Here is a 23,165-nt window from a genome sequence, read left to right on the forward strand (position 1 = left end):
TATGAAACAATCAACCGGACCGCACTCACAGCGGCCTAAGACCCCGAGTCAACAAAAGCCGGGGCAGTCCCGGGCATGAGTTTGGATCGGTGGGATTACGATCGGTGGCAGAAGGAACTCGACACCGTTCTGATACGGGGGCGGTCGGCGAAGGAGCCCGTCGTTCTCTTCGTGAATCGCGAACTTTTGCATCAGAATTTCCCCTTCTTCGACTCACCGGTTGAGTCTTTGGCCCAGACTGTTGCCGAGAATTTACGGTCGGCGTCCACCCGACACGTGTTCAATCCGATCCGCCAGCGTTTGGACAGGTGGCAGGAAGCGGCTCTGGGTGGTACCCCACCGGTACTTCCCCTAATAGCGCTAACTGTCATGGCGGCGGCCGATATGGGCTCAGACGATAAGGGCGGCCCTTTGATGTACTACGGACGTCTACAGGAAATCTTGGGTCAGCCTTTCAATGCAACCCAACTTGCTAATTCCTATGACGATGTCGCGTACATCTGGCGCGCTTTGCATCGATGGATTGGAGATCAGGAATGGCTTGGCACCAGCACGATTCTTGAGGATGACCACTTTTCCCGTATAGGATACGCCCGCTCTCAGGCGGTAATGTCCAAGCAGGACGCGCTGAATCTGACCGATTTTTTCTATAAGCTCGGTAGCACCAAGCTAAACATGCTCAAAGAAGCGCAACTCTTGGACGAGTTGGCCCGCTGGAATCGGAAGTATAAGCGCCTTTCCAAAGCGATGTCACGGAGCTTGGAAGGGGACACCAAGGGATCGGCGAGAGCTGTCTTGGCGTCGGTTCTTTCAATTCTGGTTAGAAACTGGGATGGGAAGGCAAAGGTACATCACGCCCAAAGCACTTTTTATGTACAGATGCGTCTAGATCTCGACGAATGGAAATCGCGATGGGTAATTGCTCGACGCCAAGGCATTGATCATTTTGAGGCCGTGGATGGTGGAGGATCCAGGGTTCGTCTTAGTGCCAGTGGTGTTGGGAACTTTTATACGTCATCTGGTTTGCCCGAGTCCGTGCCGGAGTCAATTGACATCAGTCGTACCTGGTCGAATGGAGAAGGTCGTGTCCTGCTAAGGCCTCGTAAGGTTTGGATATTCGCCCTAGACCCAGTGTCTGGAGACTGGGTTTCGACCCATGGGGCGGATCCTTATCAAGAGATGGTCTTACTTGTAAGGGACGATCAAGCGGAAGCTTTATCAGCCCTCCTCGATGATGCAGGTGTCCAGGGCTATAAACGGATTGGAGGACCCCGCCAGATTGTTCGAGGCTGGGATCTTTTCATTCGTGTCGTGATATCAGATTACTCTAGTGATACGCGACTGGGGGACTGGATTGGCTTGGGGCAAGCCTCAGTTGAAGAGCCTGCCGAGAGGCCAAGGCTGGTGAATGGGCTCCGAATACGCACGCATTCAGGGGTAGATGTATACCTCGCTGGAGGTGAACCCGATTTGGTTGTTCCAGCGACCCTATTCGGAGCGTATTCGCTTTCTTTAGATGATTCACCCGAAATCGAACTCCGTGCAAATGGAAGTGCGCTTCCTCTCCATAAATTAGTTGGGGGGCACGCCGGACATCACATATTACTTGTTAATGATTCTGACATTCTGGAGTTTGAAACAGTAAGCCCCGATGACTATAACCTCTCATCTCGAGTAGGCGACTGCCTCGAGTCACGTCAGGAGGAAAGCCTCCCGACCCTCGCCCCACGGCAGGATTGGAAGGTTTTTTCTCGAAGTGCTGATTATTTTATTGTTCATAAGCTCGGAACAATTACTGAGGTCACGGCTCCAGCCACGCCCCATTGGCTTGAACGTGCAGGCTATGCGAACGGATCCCGATTTGACTACATCATTCCTCCAGACGGCATCTGGCTGATCACTTTGCGAAGGGGATTTGTTCGCTCAGTTGAAAAATTGCGCCATGAAGATATCGAGGTGAGGCACAAAGTGGCGGAATCCTCACGCGGGAAGTGGAAGATGTTGTTGGAGGACAATGGGCTCGCCTCTCGAAACGCAGAATGGCTCAATGTCCTCTATCAGGCTAGACAAACTTTGAGGTTGTAATGGGCAGGGCGGAAACCTTCCTTTTTTGGCTGACCGCTCAGTGTCGGGGAAGCTACGGGCTACTAATACGGACGATATCGAGCTACTTCGGAGAGCAACTCGGCCCGGACGTGCCTAGCGGCGCACGACGTGCAGTACAGCAGCTGCAGCATCTTGGATACATCTCTGTGGATTGGTCTACGAGTCATTGGGAAATCAAGAAGCCGAGGATGCACTTGCTTCCGGGAGGGATGGCACTCGCACTACTTCGAGGCGGGCGTAGCGCCACTACTCTCGGCGACCTAGAAGACAAGGGACTGTTCCCCAAAGGGATTTCAGCAAGTGGTACCGAAGACGGCCTAGAACACCTGCCGCAAACGATTCTGGTCGAGTTCGATGATTTCGATGAGATAGCAAACATCTGTAATTCACTGGGGATATCCTTCGAGCTCTCATATATCGAACGGCTCGCTTCAAGCCTTCCACGCATAGGAAATTTCCTGACGGCGGCCGGTCCTTCTGACTCGGGAGCGCCGGTTCAGAAATTTGATCCCGCGTCGTATCAGTACAGGGATGTACCTTATGTACGTGGCGATGGCTTATATCGACAACAAGGGCTGGGCCGCACTCGATACTGGATACGAATGAACGACATTTGGTACCACACAAACCGTCCAGAGGGTCAATGGTTCGTTGCAGCAGGCGCTGTACCTCGACTATTGGCTTGGGCATCCGAGAGTGACTCAGCGGCGGGAGCGCTTCAGGTTCCATCCGCCCTTATATTCCCAGCTCAACACGTTGAGCTTTTGTCGGCTTGTTCAGGCGTACTTCCGGAGAACGCTACGGGGCGGAAATCAATTTTCCAAAATATACCCCGGACTGGCTTTGAGGCTATACGTTATTCACTAACGTCCAATTCAATAGACACTTATTCTATTCGTCAGGAGAAATCTGATGTCATCTAGCAAGGGCATTGACGCCTACGATTCTTTCGTATCGCTCAAGGATGCACTCCTGAGCTACTACGACACGCCCTTTGCACTCGCAAACGAATCACTCATGGAAGAACGTCGGACGCTCTTAGACCGTGACGGTGGACTGTACCGCGAGCCACTGCTTGAACTAAGGGCAGCGTACGAGACCACCGGTCGGGAAGTAAAAGAATCGGCTGCTATGGCCGGCTTGACCGTCGACGAAGCTGCCTTTCTGACTAGTGGCCTCTTGGAACCAGGCCTCCAGCTGTATACGCACCAAGAGAGCTCCCTGATTTCAGCACTGAATGACCGAAGAAACATCGTACTGACGCCTGGCACGGGTTCGGGAAAGACCGAAGCCTTCCTGCTTCCCCTTATTGGACAGCTTCTTCGCGAGTCACGGGAGTGGAAGGAGCCGGGTCCGGAAGCGGGTAGATGGTGGGAAAAGTCAACATCGAGCTATTCGCCTACGCGTCCAAGAAGCGCAGGACGAACGCCAGCAGTTCGAGCCCTGATCCTCTACCCAATGAATGCCCTAGTTGACGACCAGCTTGTCAGACTGCGCCGCGCTCTCGATAGTAGTGCTGCCCACGAATGGCTGGACAAGCACCGTAAGGGCCACCGCTTTTATTTCGGTCGGTACACAGGGGCTACTCCTGTGACTGGGACCCAGGACAAAAAGCAAGTGGAGCTACTGCGTGGACTCATGGCCGACGCAGCGTCACTTTATGAAGCGGCTCGACTGGCCGGCGGAGGGCGTGAGTTCTTTGTTCCTCGACTGGATGGCGGAGAAATGTTCAGCCGGTGGGACATGATTGATTCGCCGCCTGACCTGCTCATCACCAACTACTCCATGCTGAATGTGATGATGCTCCGGGAAACGGAAAGTTCCTTCTTCGCCTCTACCCGGGCTTGGCTCGAGGAGCACGAAGACAACGTGTTCACCATAGTCTTGGACGAAATGCATTCCTATAGGGGAACCGCGGGAACTGAGGTGGCGTACCTCCTGCGAAACCTGAAGAAGCGACTTGGACTAGATGTTTCACCGCATAAGCTACGTGTTATTGCCGCGTCTGCTTCCCTGGAGCCTGAACGCGATACCGCTTATCTGTCCGACTTTTTTGCCTTACCAACGAACTCCTTTGCCTTCCTAGGTGGTTCGGTGCAGAGATCCAAGAGCACCCGCCAAGACACCACGAAACTTGTGGATGCACTAATCTCTGGCGAGGTTGAACCAGACGTTGCACTTGCAGCCACTCTGGAAGACGCGTTCTACGACTCTTCCAATTCCGATATAGCGCCGCAGGTCCGAACCATTGAAGACCTAGGGTCTAGGCTGTTTCCGACATCTGCCCCTGTGCCGGCAACGAAAGCCACGAAGGGGCTTCTACAGCTGGCCCGGAGCCGCTCCGATATTCCTTGGCCCAAGTTGCGCGCCCACTTGTTTTTCCGCAATATTCCAGGGATGTGGGCGTGCAGCGACCCGAACTGTCGGGAGATACCCGACACCCGATCACAGCCTGCCAGCATAGGGAGACTCCATGCTGTCGCGACTCCGCGCTGCGGATGCGGCGCCCGGGTGCTGGAACTCCTATACTGCCAAAGCTGTGGCGACGTCCTGCTTGGGGGCTATACCACTGCCGGTACGCCTCAGAAAAGGGCGCTAGACCTTGCTCTTCTATCGGACATTCCTGATGTATCCATGGTTCCCGACAACGTATCGTTGGACCGAACTGCAAATAATTACGTAGTTTATTGGCCGAATTCTCGTTCACCGGAAACCATCGAAAAGGATGCTAATCCCGATAACGGGAGGGTCTCCTATAGTTTCGCGCCTGTCGTTCTAAATCCCGCCGCAGGACGTATTAAGTCAACTGATCAGAGCCACAGTGGATGGGCCTTTAGGGCAGTTGCAAACAAACCGCAGGAGCGTTCTCCGGAATCTATTCAGCCATTTCCGGTAAGTTGTCCTGCCTGCGGTGATGATTGGCGGATTAATTTTGATTCTACCGGTCGAATAAAGGCCACGGACGCGCGTGCTATGCGTTCCTCTGTCCGGACGATGCGAACAGGTTTTGAAAAGGTAAATCAGGTTTTGATTACAGAGTTGATGCGTCAACTTGATGAATCGAATCGAAAGTGCATTGTTTTTGCCGATAGCCGACAGGACTCTGCCAAGCTTGCGTCCGGGATTGCACTCAACCACTACCAAGATAGTGTGCGAGCCCTCCTGTATACGTCCCTCAATTCACATGGTCAGGGCCTCCCCGATATATCCCGAGTCCGGGCTTTCTTTTCCGGCGACCAATCGGAGACAAACCGCATTGCCGCTAGTGCATTGAAGAATGAAAACCCGACATTATTGGCACGACTACAGAACGTGTGGTTTGGTCTCTCGAACGAGTCCGAGCAAGAAGTGATAGGGGAGCTCACCGCCGCGCCCTCTGTTTCAGAGTTGGCCCAGCGTGTAAGGGAGGAATTCCTCAGAAGGGGAATGAATCCGGGTGGGCCAGGGGTGGATATGGCTGGGACGGCTGAAGCGGGCGAGGGAAATCGAGAAGTACCGTGGACTAAGATCTACGACTTCAGCGTTCCAGTTCCGGAAGTAAGATCGGTCCTCTCCCCATCGCTGGAGCTCTTATTCAGAAAGATAGAAACATCGCTCGTCTATAACGTAGAGGAGTCCCTTGTTTCAGGAGCCGGTCGCGACTTTGAATCGATAGGACTCGGCTGGCTTGCCACGGCCCGGCAGGGGGAAGCGGACGCTACTATCGACCTCTACGCTGCAATAGCTCAGTCGAGCCTGCGTATCCTGGCGGAGAAAAAGAGATTTGTGGGCCTTCGCCAAGAACTCGAGCAGCCGCCAGCGGTCTTGAAGAAATTCTGGGCAAGAGTCTGTGAGCGACACAATCTGGATAAGGATGAGCTGAAGGACAGAGTACTAGCCACATGGGGCGAAGCAGTTAAGACCTACTTGATAGAGCCCTCGCAGGTGTATGTGCGACGAGCTAATGCTTCAGTCTTCCGGTGTGGAAGATGCCGCCGTCTTCACATGGTCGTCGGGGTGGGTTTATGCACCAGATGCGGGAACTTACTTCCCGACCAGGCGGAAGATGTTTCTGCCAATCTCGACTATTACGCTCGCCGCGCTACCGCTGAAGAGGGTGCCTTCAGATTGAATTGCGCTGAGCTGACCGGGCAGACGGATAGAGGTGACGCCCAGTTGCGGCAGGCTCGCTTCCAGAAGGTATTCCTCGGGAACCGCGATGTTCCCCTGGCTGATGAGGTCGACATTCTCTCCGTAACTACGACTATGGAAGCTGGCGTCGACATCGGCGCCCTCGACGCCGTGGTCATGGGAAACATGCCACCCACCCGCTTTAACTACCAACAGAGGGTTGGACGTGCAGGTAGGCGCGGGTCTCCGATGGCGGTTGCCCTAACAGTTTGTCGTCCGAGAAGCCATGACGACCACTATTTCGCCAACCCTAGGGAAATAACTTCGGCGCCAACTCCAGCCCCGTATCTCGCCCTAGATAGCGTGACCATTGCAAGGAGAGCACTTTCCTCTGAAGTGCTAAGGATGGGTTTCCATGCGAACGCAGAGTCTATTGAACAGGAGGAGCTGGCCACGACAGTCAACACGCATGGCCGCTTCGGATTGGCACAAGATTGGCCGGCGGTACGTCCTTTGATCATGGATTGGATTTCTGCGAACGGTCCTGCCATCACACATGCGGCGGAAGCACTTCTTGACGCAACACCACAGGCATCCAATGCAGAAAGTTTCGCCAAGCTAACTGTTGACTGGCTCATTTCTAGGATTGATTCTGTTGCTGCTGATACAAAGGGGCATGACGAGCTTAGCCAGCGACTTGCCGAGTCTGGAGTTCTTCCTATGTTCGGATTTCCATCTCAGGCTAAGAATCTATTTCTGAAACAACCCGAAAGCAGGTATCCGTGGCCTCCTAAGGCAACAATCGACCGGGATGCAGTGTTGGCAGTATCATCATTTGCGCCTGGCAGTGAATTGATCAAGGACGGCTGGATATACAGGGCAGAGGGAGTAGCCAATTACATACCGACTTTCCCTCGCCCAAGTCTCGAGGCGGATCCACTGGGTGCTCCCCGTATCATCCGAACATGCCGCCGATGCGCCTTCTTGCGTGAGAGCCCTGTACCGCTGGAGCAAGATTTGCCTTGCCCCCAGTGCACTGCTGAACCCGGCATTGCAAAATTCATAGATTTGCGGCAACCCGCCGGCTTTACGGCAAGCAGGGAGCGGCGGCCTTTCGACGGCAACTTTTCGTGGGTTCCCAGCGCTACTCCTGTACGGGCTATGGTTGATCTGCACGAACTTACGCGAGGTTCATACGGGGACTTTGCCACTTATAGGGGTGAGGCTTTCAAATACGTCATCAATGACAACGGAGGCCGAGAATTCGAATTTGTGCGACTGGCCGAAGGTAAGAAATTTGTAGAGCGTTCTCATTTCACATCTAGCATCACTGAAGACATCTCAGACAATCTCGTGCGGGTCGCACTCGGCGCAATTCAACCAACTGATTTCCTTTTTGTTGGGCCAAGGGCTCCGAAATTTGCGAACGGGTGGCGACTCGATCTTACGTCTGAAGGCCAGCAACTCAACGGCCAAGTCGACCGGATAGAAGGTCGGCGTGCTGCTTGGTACTCGTATGCTTTCCTCTTGCGTAAGACTGCTGCCCTTCATCTTGATGTTCAGCCTAACGAGCTTATCGCTGGCCTATTTTCGACAGTGCAGAACGGAATTCCGACATCTTATGCATTTATCGCAGACGATCTTGAAAATGGCGCCGGTTTCGCTACAAGCCTGGGCGATCCGAAAAACTTTGAAAGATTCAACATCGCGATAGACCAAATTCTGGCTAGACTTGCGGAACCGGCGCACGCCAGAGACTGCAGGGGTGCTTGCTATGGGTGCCTGCGGGATTACCAAAATATGGCGTTCCATCCCCTTCTTGACTGGCGCCTTGCCCGTGACGTTCAGCACCTCTTGTCCGGTGCAGCCGTCACCGTAGATCGTGAGCGTCAGCGGACCTTGTTGGAACAGTGGCGGCTTGCTAATGATGGTGACTTGCATGAGATGGAGGCCGGTCCGGTACTGGCCAGCAGCCATCCAGCTCGAGGCAACTTCATTATCCTGCCCCACCATCCTCTCGAGGGGGTCACTAACGAATGTGTGACAGAAAGGATCTGCGAGCTGACGCTAGAGGCGGAAGAGAAGTTTCCTCAACATACCCCTGTGTTCATTGACGATTTTTCCCTGGATCGCACGCCGGCCATCGCTTTGGAGTTGATGCAAAACCTTGCCGAGTCCGGGACGCCGTGACCAGCTCGAGAACTTGGGTGGGCGCGACCAGCATTCATCGATTGATGTTTTGCTTGGCCTCAGGCGTGGCGGCCGTCTCGACGTCAGCACCCAGATCCCCGGTGTCGTTAGCCACGGATATTGGTTCGATTGCCCACCGAGCCTTGGAACACTGGACGCGGCAACGGTTATGGGTTGAAGACGAAGATGGGAGCCTTCTAAGGCACGAATACGAAACTGAAGGTTTGCGGTCCGGCATCAAAGTGAACGAAGAGCCCGGCGGCCGTTTGTTAGGCATGAGGGTTAGGAACTTAGGACGATCCCTCCGGGAGAGACTTTCCGCTGTGGCGCCAAACCAGATCTTTCCGGAAGAGGCGGTGGAAGATTCTTTTTCGGCCATCCGCGGGGTCATCGATCTCCTTATTCTCGAGGAGCAAACAGTGCACGTGTATGACTACAAGACCGGAAGAAGTGCTGTCTCTGAGGCTAAGCTTGCTTCGGATTCTGTCCGGACTCAAATGACCGCCTACGGTGTAGTTGCGTCACGCTTATACCCAGATCGTCGGCTACATATGGCTGTTGTTAGCCCAACGCAGGGGATTGTAGAGGTGCCCTTTGACGAAGAGTACGGCAGACAGATCGTGGACCGTGTCCAAGAGTTCTTGCTTCTGCCTGAAGAAGGACGTCAGCACCTAGCGGAACCTGGTTCCTCCTACTGCTACTACTGCCCGCGGAGGCTCCGCTGCGAACCGCAGTGGCAGGCCGCCCTGGCGGCCGGCTGGCCAGACGTTGTTGCCGGAGAGGTGGTCGACAACAGCGTTAGTGATAATGGCCGCCTCCTATTTGCGGTAAAGACGGCTCAGGGTTTGTCGTGGGTACTTGATGCTTCCCCCGAACGAACAAAGGGGATCGGAGGAGCGTCAAACTCCTACTTACATGGCGTCCGGTTGCACCGCGTTCATAACGAAAACGGCGTTGACGTGCACTACCGGGCGACGGCTGATAGCGAGCTCATGCTCTCGCCCCAGCCTTTCCTGCCTCATGATTAGGACGATGAGGGCTCTTGGCAACAACTGCTGTGATGGAGCCATACCTTCAGTTCTTTCAACATGGGATCCCGTAATGCTACGTCCGTCATAGAGCTACGAATATGCGGACTGGGGCTACCTTTGCGTTCCGCTGCCTGATCGGCTCCCTCCTGATCTTGGACACCTGCCCTAAGTCTTGAAGGTCGTAGTTGATACTCTGCGCCGGCGAGGGACTCGAGTCGCTGCGTGAAATGCTGTAGCGGCGATGTATCTTTTCAAGGTGGGGGAATCGAAGCCTTGGAACGACAACGAGACAAGTGCGCTCGTCGAAGCTTATTTTGCAATGCTTGCATGCGAAAGGGACGGCAAAGCCTACTCAAAGATTGCCCACAACCGGCACGTCCAATCGCTTACCGGGCGGAGCAAGGGCTCCATTGAGTTCAAATTCTGCAATATCAGCCATGTCCTCGCGGAGGCCGGCTTGCAGTTTGTTCTTGGGTACAAACCGCGAAGCCATGTGCAGGAGGCGCTACGCGCGGCCGTGCTTGATGCGGCGAGTCTCCACGTTCAGCGAAGCTCGAGAGATGTTGTATCTCCGGCATCTTCCGGTCGAGAACCACCGTCGTCCGACATGACGCCTATAGGTTCTCAGCTGTCCTCAGCCTTCCCAGAGAGAGGTCCAATGTTCGCTTCAACCACAGATATGAATAGTGGCAATCCTTGGGGTGGTCTGGCGGGGTTATGGGATCGGGCAACAGGAGGAACCGATGTGGCCGCACGCCCGGACCACGCGGTGGACTCATCGTGGCCATCCGCGCTGCGTCCGGCAGGAGTGCAAGAGGCTTGCGAGTGGTTGAAGTCCGGAGTATCTGATGGGCGTCCTCCTCGTTTTTTATTTCTGGTGGGAGGGCCAGGGGCAGGCAAATCGCACGCTACAGCGCAAGTGGTTGATGGCATGCGACTGACGAGCGAGCTCGAAGAGGGATTGGCACACCGAACCTATGAGTATCAGGGCACACTTTCTGACCTGGTCGTCGTAAACGATGCCACTATCAACTTGGAAGTCTCGAACCGGGCACCACTAATATCTGACATCGACCGGGTTGCAGGAGCGGGATTTAGTGAGTCCCCTCCTGCCCGTTCACGCCACTTGATGGCGTGTGTAAATCGAGGCGTCCTGGTGGAGGAGATGTCCGAGTCACGGAAACGCGTTTCAATGGACTGGACAGCGGGCGACGTATTGGTGCGGTGGCTATATGGCTCCCCTTCGACCGGACCAATAGAGTCGTCGTGGCAATTGGCCGGTGTAACTGGTCAGGATTTCGTCCGATCTGCCAGGCTCAGCTACATGGGTGAGCACGTTGCCAACGTTTTGGCAGTGTTTGTCGATGAATGCTCGCTTTTTGAGGAGCGTCCCTCCATCAGCATCCACCCCGATTCCAGCGTGTCCGCTGAGGAGTATCGGATTGCGCCCCTGGCGCAGCGTTCACAGCTGGAAGTGACCCGCACTCCAGCAGCCCACCTGTTGGTCAATGTCTTGAAGGCTTTAGGAGAGACAACAGGTGATCCACGAACTCATAGAGTGGAGGACGTTGTCGACCCCCTGAGGGCAAACCTGCAGTCACTCCGCTCACCCGTGATTCGTGCAGGGATGTTGTCGATCGCCAGAACTGCCGAGTTAATGTCGGCGACTCGTATGACTTACCGGGAACTTTGGGGGTTCTTGACTCGCGCTTTAGTAGGTGACGCGCCTTCCCGGATGCCCCGTGAAGGCCTGAGCCAGTTTGTTTTGGCGAATCAGCCATCGGGTGGCGGGGCGGAGGAAGATTTTAAAAGAATGCGAATTCTGTCGGCCCTGAGGTTCAACCAAAGCATTTTTGGTGCGGGAGAGCGGACAAGTGCACAGGAGGGCTCAATGCGGGATCCCGTCCTGAAGCTCCTTGTCCCGGCCGACCCAGTGAGAGATGCCATACCAGGTTCACATCCCGACGCGCCGGATGAAGGCTGGGCTACTCCTATTTCTGATGCTTTCGCCGTTCACGCCTCGGACGGTACACCGCTACAGAGCCTGATTGATTCGGCTCAGGGAAATAGTCCATTCCATGCCGTCGTGACAGACTTTGATAGGCGCCTCGACGAGGCCTTTGGCCGGTTGCTCAGGTCGCAAATTACGGAAGAAAAGCGTTTGGAAGCAACTGGTTGGTACGGCGCTTACCTAACGCGCTTATATGCCGTGGCCCATGGGATCAGCGCGTTTCGCCGAGAGGTCGACATGCTAATCAGAACTTGGGTGCAGTCGCCACACCTACCGGACGACTTGAAGTCTCCCTTGCGGACGCTGATACGACCGAAGCGGAATCCAGCTGGATACGGCTCGTCCCTTCTGCCGTTGTTTGACAGCCGGACAGAACCGATAACCGGAAGAACCACGACGCCGAAGCTTGCCGTCCGTGTCAAGGAACCAGAACTGTCTACCGACCGCCAAGGCCAGGGGGATCAAATCCTTCTAGTCATCGCGACGGACGGCACGACTATGAGCAGAGTGTCCTTGGACTTTCCCCTGATACGCGAAGCTATGGCATGCGTAGATGATCATGTCGGCCTGACTGACCTAGTTGATGTCACCGCGCCGCGTTTGGAACGCATTCGTGCATCTCGGCTGCAGTCCTCTCACCTACACGGGGCCGAGTTTTGCCTTGCCGACGGCGACCATGAAGTCCAAATAACCCAGCGGTACACGAAGGAGTCGTGATGGACAGGGTGGCCGAAGCACAACATCTCCTGCTTCCGTTCAACCGGCCCGAGTACTTTTCGGTGCCTGAGGCGCTGCTCTCGTCGCTCGCCTGGCGCGCCTACGAGATCGCGTCAGAGGCTGATGTACGTAAACCTGTCGGGCTGATGTACAAGGCCGACGCCAAGGAGACACAGTATCTTTCGCTCAGGCCGACCAAGCCCGGAGGTGCTGCCGCCGAATCGCTTGGATATGAGCTGAAGAGACGAGCATTGAACACCGCTGCTTCGGACCTTCTCTTAGGCGAGGCAGTCGCGTCCAGCGTCATGGGCATCCGAATCGAAAAAACAGGAAACCAACCCGCCAGCCCTATGACACCGGCACTTGCACTGATGCAGGATCCCCGTGGTGTCTTAGTGAAAAAGGGCCCACCCGACTTTGGTGCCATCATCGAAAGCCTTTTCACGGTTGGCCATGGGCCAGATGGGCCGGCGGCATCAGCCACGCAGCTATGGCTGCGCGCGGCGGATCAGCGGCTGACCCTAGACCCACTATTGGACGTAATTGATGCTTCCATGATGTCGACAGTCTTCGACGGTCGATGCAGCCGGCGCGCGTCATCCCCCATCTCCGAAGAGAGCGTCGACTGGTGCGGCTTCTATCCTGAGACTCCCTACGAGTGGTTTGCGAAGTCGTGGGTGGCGCTCACCTCAAAAGAATGGGTCGAGGTTCTTCCAGCGCGGGTCTGGGTCGATTGGGCAACAACGGTCCTGCGGCTTGCTATGGGATTAGGATTCCTTTGGGAATATGCGTGGTATGAAGCGCTGGGGACTGCGATCATCCAGAATTCCGTTCCCGACACATTTGAAGAGCTGCGGGCGACGGTCAGGGCGCCGCTGCCTTGGCAATCGAGTCGATCCTCCGTTTCTGTCCGCGACGTTGGTTCCACCATCAAATGGCGTATTTCGCGGGGTGAAAGAATTAGGAAAAGCCTCAAGGAACGGTTGAACGAACTCGGGGGACATCAGGATGCCATGGATTTCCTGCGCGATGCCGCGGCAAGTGAAGATTTTAGGCGCTCCTTGGCGGCCGAAGTCGCAGAAAAAAAGGAAGCAGGAAAACTTGTTTGGGAAACCGTAAAGTACGGCCTGCAGGTCCGCGAATCGAGTGGACCTTATACAGACTATTACGGAATCCTCAAGACCCGTGGGCGCAGGTATCTCGTAATCGATCCCGGTACTGAATGGATTGCAGTTGTTGCCAGCCTCACCTGTGGTAAGCCACGGTCCCAGTGCAATGTCGGAGAGGTCTTACGCGACCTGACCATATTAGGAATGCGGCCCGAGCTCGGTGACCTCGTGTCGCTGCTTGAGCGGGCTGGGATGGCGCGCGGCAGCGCAGACGCTGACCATGCCGTTATTGTCGAGAGCGCTTTTTAGGAGAATCATGGCGTCGATTTCACTGGGCAAAGTTTTGGGACGTGCCCTTGCAACAACAAATGGCCTCGTACATGTCCATTTGCCAGAGGGAATTGGAAGCGATATAGCAGAAGAGATTGTTCGTTCCGCTAACACTGCACGGCCGACCACACCCCCATTTGCCCTTCTGGTAACGACAGGGAGAGCATCCCTAGACGATGCAAATTGTCCCCGTGTGAATCCCCAGCGCACGATCCAGTACCGCCAGGGTGACCATTTGGCAGTCGTCTATGGCCGACAGCCCGACCTTTCATCGTTCGTCCAAGTCTTCCGAGAGGTCTTCGGGCAAAGCTTTCCAGAACAGGCCGATGGCCCAGTGGCGATCCACCAACTAGCAAACCAACTGGTTGATGAACTTGTAGGAGAGTTGGGCCTCCAAGAACTGGATGACAGCCAACGGGAACAGTGCTCGGAGGTATTATTTTCGTGCCTTTCCACCCTCTCGAGGGTACATTCGCGGGCGTCGGACAGCGGGCGGAGCTGGAATGCAGTCTGGTTCGCGCATGCCGACCGCGGTATAGCCAACCTGTTGGTGATACTGAAGCACTTAGCGGTAACTGGCTCGTCGCTTGAGCTAAAGGATGCTCTGGCTCGGTTTGCGTACGCTTGCTTCGCGCTACCCAGGCCCACCACGGCCGGGGCACGATCGTTCCTGACCTCAACGTCGGCCGCAGTCGCGCTCGGGGACTGTCTTTCCGAGTATTGGGGCGACGAGGAAACCTTCAGAATGAGCACGGCCCAGCTGGCTACTCGTCCAGAAGTAAAAGCGGCCGGTGGAAAGCATGCACTCGAGAATTTTGTGGTCGACGACCTTGACGACGAGGGGTCCCGGGAAGGTAGCCCATGGTTGGGGCTGGCAAATGTCATTGGAAGTACTCCAGAAAACATCGAGCGCTATTCGGAATTGACGGAGCCACAGTTTAGGAGTCCGGCCCGCGAGGACACCGACTCCCTGCCGATTGATATTACGTTCGCCAGGGGAGGGTCGCTTATTCTTGACCCTGAACTGCCGGAGAGCCCCTTCCTGATTCCTTTGTCTTCAGATGGATCTGCTGGTGGGCGTCAGCTTCAATCCGAAGTTCTGGCCATTAGGATTCCGACTTTAGAGCGAGTCAGGTCTGACATTGCGCGCTCCTCGCAACTGACAATCAGAATCCTGCCTGCAAACATCGCAAACTGGGTTGGCACCGTGGAGCTGGCAGGAGACGGAAGCCTGCTTGCAGTTGGGCGGTTCGTCAAACCCCGAGGTAACGGGCGCAGCGCCGCGCCGTTCCGGCTTGTCGCGCTAAAAGTCTCTCTGGCAACGAATGATCCACTGGCGCCATGGGTTCGGAGCGACCTTACAGCCAAAGGTTATATTTTTTCTGGAATGCAGACCTTCCTAGCTGCGGCTCCATTCAAGAAATCAGGTGCACTCGGCAAAGTCACATACCTCGGCCCAATGGACTGGACTCCGTCCTCCAACCCAAATGAGCTCGAACAAGATTTCGCCGAGGAACTTCCGGATGTGCCTGGCGGCTACCAAGCAATGCTTTGGCATCCTGGCGCCTCGGAGCAACCGCTTTTGGACGGTGTGGCACTCAAGGTTCATCCCGTGCTGGAGGGGCTCTTCCCTTTGCGCTTCGCGCCCACGGGAGACAACGAATTCGTAGCCGATGAATCAACCTTCCGTGTAAGGCCAGTAGCAGCAGGAGGAGGCCATCAATCCGCGCTTTTGGCCGCTGCAGTGAAGCAGCAAGTCGTCCCTGACAGGCCTAAACCAGCGACGGAAGAATCAGTCCGGGGGCAAGCTGAAGCGTTCTATGCCAGCCGGCTCGTCGCAGGGGACCACGCCATCGTTGGCGCCCTTGGCCACATAATGATGCCTAGCAACGAGTCAACGCGTGTTGCTGACGCTCGTCCGCAGGACTTCGGTGCAACTCTCATGCCGGATTCCGCGCGAAGGGCTTTGGACGGCGTGAGTTACTTTGAGTTAGATCAAGACTTTGTCAATGGCGTTGAAGCGGAGAGGTTCCGAGCAGCATTTTTGGCCCTGAACCCGGCTGGCCTTCTACTCCGTCAGGACGTGCGGGGTGAGGGAGTTGATTTCGAATGGCCATCGCGTACCTCTTGGCGTTCCCTTTGGGGCTCTGCGGAGTTGCACGAATACTTAGAAGCCTATAGCCACCTTGTTGACGCTGCCCGGGCAACCGGTAAGGACGAACACGTATTTTGGGCGGCTTATCCAATGTCGGTCAGCGTCTGGGATGTAAGGGGGGACGAAGGATGCCAATCGGTGCTACTGAGCCCACTGCATCCACTCAGGCTAGCGTGGCTAGCCGGTGCCGAGCACATACTCTTTGAAGCTGAAAATTCCGTGCAACATGCCGGCTCTATCGAAGGCTGGAACATCCCACTTGTTGGTCCTGGAGAATCTAGCTCCGCACGAATGCTTGCCGTGCCCACAGACTCAGGTGAGGACCAAATATTCCTGGGCTGGTCCATGATGCTTCCCCCAGGGAAATCACGGCCCCGGAGGCTAACTCCGCCAGACAGGATTGGAAATGCAGTCACCCCGGGAACGGCAGTAAGCGGACTTAACGCAACAGCCGTAGACGCAGCTTTGAGGTCCTTCCGCAAAATGCATCCGCATATAACGACACTAACAGTTGACTTGCATGCTCAGGACCGCCAAATCCGCCTCAGCGAGATCGATGATTCCGTTCTTGCTGTAGCAGAAGAATGGGGCAACGACGACGCAGGCCGCCTGATGGGTGGCGTCAGGGTGCTCGATTCTGTGAAGCGCGAAGGCCCTGTCCCCAAGGATGCAGTGACCAGAATGGTTCGTGAGAATCGTGACATGCTCTTGACTTGGTCGCGGTACGTCCCGCGTCCAGACTCAAAAGTCTGGTGCAACATACGACTACTGCAGGACTCGGGGACAACTGTGCGGGTGGGCGACGGGGGTCAAGCCTACGGCGTGCTAGGAAACGTGCCACTTCGCCGGTTTGAAAGTAATTTGAACCGGCTGACGGAAAGGCGTCTCAGCCTGAGCCAGCCGGCAGTTCCAGGCCATATGGGATGGGCGCCGTTCAGCCGCGCCCTTCAGGCATGCGAGTCGGACCAATCCGCACCTATCGTCGAGGCGGGTATGTTGCGCCGGGACGTAGCCGACGTCACGGCTGACTGGACAGTAATGGGGGAGTCGTTCCTTAGCCCGGCCATCATGGCCGAGCTGATGGACGCCCACGGTGAAGGTGCGCGCATGCTTTGGGAATGGCGCCCGCCCGTATTCGAGCGCTCAGCAGATGTTCCGTTCATGGAACGTCGACCTTTTGTATCCATAGCCAAAGTTCCGGATAGTTTCGGCCATCAACTTGAGAAACTGCTGGCAAAGGCAACTGGGCAAGAAGATACGTCTGCCCTCAAGTCGTCAGTCATGTCCAAACTCGGCAGCCGTGGAGTTGGTTTATCCTCCCTACTGTCTATGGGCGGAACCCATGTAGCGGGGGCTCTCGGATTTTTCCTGACATTTGGCCTTTTCGATAGGGCGCCTTCTGTAACAACCCACCGCTTCGTTGTTCCAATCGATGCTGCCGACTACTTCCTGCGCACCCTCTCAGGGCAGGCCAACCATGGCCAGCATCAGCGCAGGGCTGACTTGCTTTTCATAGAACTCGATGACGAAGAAATCGTTCTTTCACCCGTAGAAATAAAGTGCTACGGCCTGAAAGGTGAATCGGTCGGCTCCACGCTCCCGGGCCCGGGCTCCGCGCTACTAAAGGAACCTCTCGCGCAACTCGAAGCCAGTTACCGGCTGCTGGCAGGCATAGAGCTCCGGGCTGCGGAAGTCTTCGGGGCGGACAGGGTTATCTGGATGAATAGCCTGGCGACATTGGTGGAGACAGCCGCACGCCTTAATCACATCCTTGCCGGTTCACCCGACGAGTTCGCAGGACGCTTGTCGGCCTTGGTTGACGGTCGAATGAAAGTTCGAGTTGGTAGGCCCATTCTCACGTATTTTCAACATGGCGCTACCACGTCCACAGGCGATGCGTTCTACTCTGGCAGCGTAGGTACGGAAGAGTTCCCCGCTGCCGCATTACTTGCGGATACCGCTGCAGTCTTTGAAGCGCTGGGCACAGACAGTGCGTGCGGGATTATCGAAGGCTGGCGCGATCTGGTCAACTGGTCGGCTGCCGAACTCCCTGAAGAAGAAAGTCCGGTCGGAAAAAGTCCGGTCGATCCGGATAACAGCTCCGAGGGAACCCACAGAGGCGGCGCGGCGGACTCCGCGCCATTGCAAGCCCCGGGCAACGGCCGGCCCGAGCCTTCGGGATGGCGGGCGGTTGAAGCTGAGAGCCAACGCGGGACGAAGGACATAGATTCGGGTGAGGTAGAAGGTGACCAAGTGCGGTCCGCCGCCGGAATAGCTGAAGATGGTGTGCGGATCAAGGTCGGCAAGCTCCTGGGTTCCTTAGGCGCAGCGGAAGTGGATTTCTGGCCGAGCACCACGAGCCTTAACCAAATGAACGTGGGAATCGTCGGGGACTTGGGGACGGGTAAGACGGAATTAGTAAAGGCTTTGATAGCCCAAATTCGAGAGCAGGCTTTCGAAAAGCAGCGTTCTGAGTCCACATCGATGCTGATTTTCGACTACAAGGGCGACTTCCAGAAGGAAGAGTTCGTAAATCGTGTTAGCGGTGTTGTCCTGGAACCCCATCAAATACCAGTGAACATCTTCATGCCTGTTACCGGTGAACACTCAAAGCTGCCTTATCAACAAGCGGCAGCCTTTGTAGACGTTCTCCGGAAGATATACCGGGGCGTAGGTCCTGTCCAAGCTAGCCTCTTGAACGAGGCCGTCAGGGAACTGTATGAGCAGAATGACAATAGGCCACCAACACTGGCGGAAGTTAGGGCTGTCTATCTGGAGAAGTCAGGCAATCCGGATTCAGTGTCGTCCATACTCGATAGCTTCGTCCTTAGCCAGATATTTAGTGCCGATAGGGAAAATCTAAAGCCGTTTGGGGAGCTGCTCGAAGGCAAGGTGCTGATTGTTGCACTGAACCGGCTCGGTCAAGATCAAAGCGCCAAGAACGCCCTAGTCGCCCTTTTCCTGAACCTGTACTACGACAACATGCTAAGGACACCGAAGCCGCCGTTCCAGGGAGACCCGCCTCATCAGCTCCGATACCTAAAGTCGTTCCTCTTGGTCGACGAGGCAGTGAACATCATGAGGTACGACTTCCAGGTCCTGATGGACTTGATGCTTCAGGGCCGTCAGTTCGGATACGGGGTGATGCTGGCCTCGCAATACCTTTCCCACTTCAAGGAAGGCCGCGAGAACTACGGGCAGCCATTGCGAACATGGTTCATCCATAAAGTGCCGTCCGTAACTGGACGAGAGCTCGCCTCTCTAGGACTGCCGGACCTTTCCCCCGATGTACCAAGGCGAATCGCCGACTTGCGCCAGCACGAGGTGTTTTACAAGTCCCTGGGGTGTGACGAGGGGCGGTTCATTCGCGTCGTACCGTACTACGAGCGGTACGGGCTCTAAGGCAGGGGGTACCGCGGGGTTACCGAGGAATAGGGCCTCGCTCTGGCACAATGTATCAGTGATGAAGTTCGTGGACCTGTTCTCGGGTTGTGGTGGTCTCTCGTTGGGCATGGAACGGGCGGGGGGCGAGCTGGTCGCGGCCGTTGAAAAGTCAGATATGGCTGCTCGAACTTTCTTCCACAACTATGTTTCCGATGCCTCCGATGTGCGTATCTGGCAGCAGTACCTGCAGCGCAGTCTCCGGCGTCAGTTGGAAGGCAAAGTCATAGTCAGTGAGTTGGCTAATGTCCTTTCGGCGGATGAGCTCATGGAGCAATTCAAGAAACAGGATCTCGATGCAGTTGTTGGCGGTCCCCCTTGCCAAGGCTTTTCCCTGGCTGGTCGAAGGCTAAAGGACGACATACGGAACCGACTTGCTTGGGAATATCTCGATTTCGTGGAACGCACCGAGCCTAAAGCAGTTGTGATTGAGAACGTTGTCGGTATGAGCCACAGCTTCGTCAAGGGCGAGGAGTCCTCCTTTTCCCAGCTTCAAACCGCGCTGACGAACACCGGCGCGGGCTACATTGTCCAGGCCGTGCGCGTTAATGCAGTCCATTACGGGGCCCCCCAGTTCCGCCCCAGACTCATGCTGATAGCTTTGCGGGTTGACATCGCAAAAAAGCTACGAGTAGGGGTGACCACCGGGATCTGGAAGTCCGATTTTGCGGATTTGGCACATGATGTCCCTGCCCTGGCGCCTGCTCCCACAACGCTGTCGGGTCGCGCATTCACCATACGTGATGCGATTTCCGATCTCGGGGGGTGGGAGGGTGAAAATCGTGGTAGGAACAGGGAATATCTGGCTGGGCTGAAGCAGGCGGAGGACGCTGTACGCACCAAACAACGGTTAGTCTCAGACCAGCCGTTCAATCAGACGCCTAGACGGCACACAGACACCGTTATCACTAGATTCTCTTTTTACCGGATGCTGCATCGTAACGGCGTTGACCAGCGGCTGCTGAGCCAGATGAGCTCAGTGGACCCAGAGGGGCAGATGACAATTGCCAAACGTGCATTGGCTAGCGTCGAATTTCCCCTGGATCTTCAGTGTTCGGCGCGGCCCCGAGCAGAAAGAACTATCCGGTCCTTGGACGAGCTGGTGGAACTTGCTGTTGAACTTGTGACGCGGAAGCACAGCCAAAAGGTGCTCAGCGCGAGTGAGCCAAGCCGGACGGTCGTCACCCTTCCGGACGACTATGTCCATCCGATGCAGTCCAGAATCTTCACGGTCCGAGAGCTTGCACGCTTTCAAGGTTTTCCCGATAGCTTCGAATTTCTCGGACGGGAAACCACCGGTGCGCATCGGCGAAAGCTTGAAGTGCCCCAGTACACGCAGGTCGGTAACGCCGTTTCTCCGTGGCAATCTTATGCTGTGGGTAACCTACTCTCCACGCTGTTAGCTGAGTATCAGGGACTCCGGGCACCAAAGGCAGTCGTTTCTCCAGAATCATGACGCGGCTTTATAACAGGCTGCAGGAGTCGCCGGGCGAGGCTTTTGGCCGTAGGCGTGCTCCTAACTCAGGAGGCGTGGGGGCTAGACCTAACTAACATGTAAGCATGGCGGACTTCATGAGCCCCGAGCAACGCAGTGCCCACATGGCGAAGATCCGGTCAAAGGACACCAAGCCAGAGATTATTCTTCGGCGATTGTTGCATCGCGAAGGGCTACGGTATCGGCTTCATGACCGCCGGTTGCCTGGGAAGCCGGATTTGGTTTTTGCCGGGCGTAGGAAAGTTGTCTTTGTTAACGGATGCTTTTGGCACGGGCATGACTGTCCGGTGGGTTCACGCCTGCCCAAAAGCAACAGGGAATTTTGGTTAGATAAACGACGTCGAAACCATGAACGTGACGCCTTGCAGCGCACTCAGTTAGTCCAGCAGGGTTGGAGCTACTTGGATGTCTGGGAATGTGAAATCTTGGCGGGCGGTGACTTAGTGCGCCACGTCAAAATATTCTTGGAGAGCTGATGGCAGTGGGCGCCGATCGGGAGCTGAGCCCATACTTCCCGATTCACAATGCACACGAGGCGGGTCTGATAGGCGACGACAAGGACAGGGCCATTTGGGTTCACCTCAGGGGACAGACACATTGGGCAAACCTCAAAGACTTCAGGGAGCGGGCGCGTCAACCCCAAAAGGAATAGTGCCGCTTGCAGCTAGAGGGCAGCTTTCCTAGGTATACTCCAGAAATGGGGAATATTGGGAACCTATTTTTGGTGAATCAAAGCGGAAATCATCTATCAATGCGTCGTCTGAGAAAGGGTACGTTCGGTACGTTGAGTTGTGCTGGTTGGTATCAGTTCCCTAGTGGAGCTTAGCAATGGCTGCATGGCTAATCTTAGCGGCGGGGGATAAGCGTGCGCACGGTGGTAATGGCGGATATGATGACGTTCCTTCAGAACATTACTCTTGGGATTCAACTGTTCCCCGCCATGCACTCCCAAAGCCCGGCGACATCGTGGTCCTCTGGAACAAGGTCGTTCTTTTGGGGGCATCAAGGATTGAATCAATAGAAGTGGAGGAGCGCCTAAATGCTTATTTCCATTGCCCTCGTTGTGCAGGGCAAACGTTCAAGGGCCGTTCAACTCTATCCCCTAAATGGCGCTGCAACACGTGCTTCCACGAATTTGATCACCCAGACCAGAGCCAAAAGACCGTAACGGCCTATCGCTCTAACCACGCTGGAGGCTGGCTAGACTTGCAGGGACTTCTAACGGCGAGCGCCTTGCGAGCTTTCTGTAAGAATCCCAAGGAGCAACTTAGCTTGCGCTACCTCAAGTGGGAGGAATTTCAGGAAGCAGTGGAGCGGGTTTCCTTGGGAACCGGCATCCAGCAACTCTCGGACCGGGTAGCTGATACTGACAGCGATCAACTACCAGGAGGCTTTAAGGATGTAACCATCCGGGCGCGTGTAGGGCAGGCAGCATTTCGCGCTAAGTTGCTATCCCTTTACGGGGAGAACTGTGCTATGTCTGGACCAAGCATTCATGCGAGTCTTGAAGCTGCTCATCTTGTACAATATTCGAATCACGGCGTGCATAACTTCAACGCCGGACTCCTATTGCGCCGGGACCTGCATTCATTATTTGACCGCAAACTCCTGTCAGTAAATCCATCAACTTGGTGTGTCGAATTATCTCCCCACCTGTTCCATGTGCAGGGCTATGTTGAGCTCCAAGGCAAGGAGTTAGGTGTACCCAAGAAGCCTAAAATTGCAGCCATTATGGCTTTGCACTACCAAGAGTTTCGAAAAGCGGCCCTGGAATAAATAAATCCATGCAGGGCCACGTTTTGTCTGAGCGCATGACGGCCAGATATCGTGAGCACGCCAAGCGTTTAAGCGGTCCATCGCCGCGAAAACCCTTCAACCGTCGGGCCACAGGCTCAACCAAGGCTACGACATCGGCCAGCCACCTCAACCTGTACCCCCGTGTGCCGGAACTTCTGCACCTTCTCGGGGTCGGCGCCGTCGTCCGCCACCAGATCCATGGGAGTGCAAAGCCGACTCAGGCGTGGAAGGGCTGGAGCCGAGTTTGGACGAGTCCGCCCAGCACATGGACAACACTCCCGCGCCGGGCCATGGGCTGAGCCTAGTTTTGATGTGATCGGCTTCGCAGGTGCCGTCCCCGGCGCCCGGGGACACGCGGTCGATGGTCATCCGCTCCAGCGCCGCCTCCGTCAGGGGCCCGACGAAGCTCTGGCTCAGGCTCCGGAGGCGGCCGCCCAGACCGTTCACCTCGGTGCCCTCGGAATGGTCAACTCCTGCATGGGTATTGATGCCTGGCGTGATCACGGACAACTTCTCGAGCCCACGCAGTTCGTAGTCCAGGACACCAGTCATCCAAAAAGCTAGCGCTTTGCTTTCGCTTCTTCACGTCTTACCGTCACTTATGAGTATTTGAAGGTCTGGAGGCCACTGGATATTGCCCTTCGGGGCCATTGATATTGCCGGTGGGGGCCAG

General features: G+C 55.7%; 9 protein-coding genes and 1 pseudogene. All 10 read left to right on the forward strand.

What is annotated here, in order from left to right; all coding sequences use genetic code 11:
- The first annotated feature begins 171 nt into the window (after positions 1–171).
- The gene (locus tag IEX43_RS19725; RefSeq protein WP_188813909.1) at positions 172–2,085 is read left to right on the forward strand and encodes a hypothetical protein; all 1,914 of its coding nucleotides are present in this window, start codon (positions 172–174) and stop codon (positions 2,083–2,085) included.
- 1,152 nt (positions 2,086–3,237) lie between these two features.
- Positions 3,238–3,606, forward strand: a pseudogene (locus IEX43_RS20585) (DEAD/DEAH box helicase); the annotation flags it as partial.
- A 138-nt stretch (positions 3,607–3,744) separates the two neighbouring features.
- Positions 3,745–8,406 (forward strand): helicase-related protein, encoded by a 4,662-nt coding sequence (locus tag IEX43_RS19730; protein ID WP_229666561.1) that lies wholly within the window; start codon positions 3,745–3,747, stop codon positions 8,404–8,406.
- Between the two features lie 44 nt (positions 8,407–8,450).
- Positions 8,451–9,434 carry a RecB family exonuclease gene (locus IEX43_RS19735; protein ID WP_229666562.1) on the forward strand — a complete coding sequence of 328 codons (984 nt, stop codon included), beginning with the start codon at positions 8,451–8,453 and terminating at the stop codon, positions 9,432–9,434.
- Positions 9,435–10,761: 1,327 nt separating this feature from the next.
- The gene (locus tag IEX43_RS19740; RefSeq protein ID WP_188813915.1) at positions 10,762–12,165 is read left to right on the forward strand and encodes a hypothetical protein; all 1,404 of its coding nucleotides are present in this window, start codon (positions 10,762–10,764) and stop codon (positions 12,163–12,165) included.
- On the forward strand, positions 12,165–13,583 hold the full coding sequence (locus tag IEX43_RS19745; RefSeq protein WP_188813917.1) for a hypothetical protein: 1,419 nt from the start codon (positions 12,165–12,167) through the stop codon (positions 13,581–13,583). The genes IEX43_RS19740 and IEX43_RS19745 overlap by 1 nt, the downstream gene beginning before the upstream one ends.
- A gap of 214 nt (positions 13,584–13,797) precedes the next feature.
- Entirely contained in the window at positions 13,798–19,161 is a 5,364-nt protein-coding gene (locus IEX43_RS19750) for an ATP-binding protein (protein WP_188813919.1), read from the forward strand.
- A 61-nt stretch (positions 19,162–19,222) separates the two neighbouring features.
- On the forward strand, positions 19,223–20,656 hold the full coding sequence (locus IEX43_RS19755; protein WP_188813924.1) for a DNA cytosine methyltransferase: 1,434 nt from the start codon (positions 19,223–19,225) through the stop codon (positions 20,654–20,656).
- A 104-nt stretch (positions 20,657–20,760) separates the two neighbouring features.
- Positions 20,761–21,171, forward strand: coding sequence for a very short patch repair endonuclease (locus IEX43_RS19760; protein WP_188813920.1), 411 nt, complete (start codon positions 20,761–20,763; stop codon positions 21,169–21,171).
- A 352-nt stretch (positions 21,172–21,523) separates the two neighbouring features.
- Positions 21,524–22,471, forward strand: a complete 948-nt coding sequence (locus tag IEX43_RS19765; protein ID WP_188813922.1) for an HNH endonuclease — start codon at positions 21,524–21,526, stop codon at positions 22,469–22,471.
- Positions 22,472–23,165: the final 694 nt, after the last annotated feature.

The sequence above is a fragment of the Pseudarthrobacter polychromogenes genome, assembly GCF_014644495.1.
Classification (GTDB): domain Bacteria; phylum Actinomycetota; class Actinomycetes; order Actinomycetales; family Micrococcaceae; genus Arthrobacter; species Arthrobacter polychromogenes.

Coding starts and splice junctions, on each gene's coding strand:
- IEX43_RS19745 (WP_188813917.1), top strand. CDS start 12,165: ATGGACAGGGTGGCCGAAGCACAACATCTCCTGCTTCCGTTCAACCGG.
- IEX43_RS19730 (WP_229666561.1), top strand. CDS start 3,745: ATGGCCGACGCAGCGTCACTTTATGAAGCGGCTCGACTGGCCGGCGGA.
- IEX43_RS19765 (WP_188813922.1), top strand. CDS start 21,524: ATGGCTGCATGGCTAATCTTAGCGGCGGGGGATAAGCGTGCGCACGGT.
- IEX43_RS19735 (WP_229666562.1), top strand. CDS start 8,451: ATGTTTTGCTTGGCCTCAGGCGTGGCGGCCGTCTCGACGTCAGCACCC.
- IEX43_RS19740 (WP_188813915.1), top strand. CDS start 10,762: ATGGGTGAGCACGTTGCCAACGTTTTGGCAGTGTTTGTCGATGAATGC.
- IEX43_RS19755 (WP_188813924.1), top strand. CDS start 19,223: ATGAAGTTCGTGGACCTGTTCTCGGGTTGTGGTGGTCTCTCGTTGGGC.
- IEX43_RS19760 (WP_188813920.1), top strand. CDS start 20,761: ATGGCGGACTTCATGAGCCCCGAGCAACGCAGTGCCCACATGGCGAAG.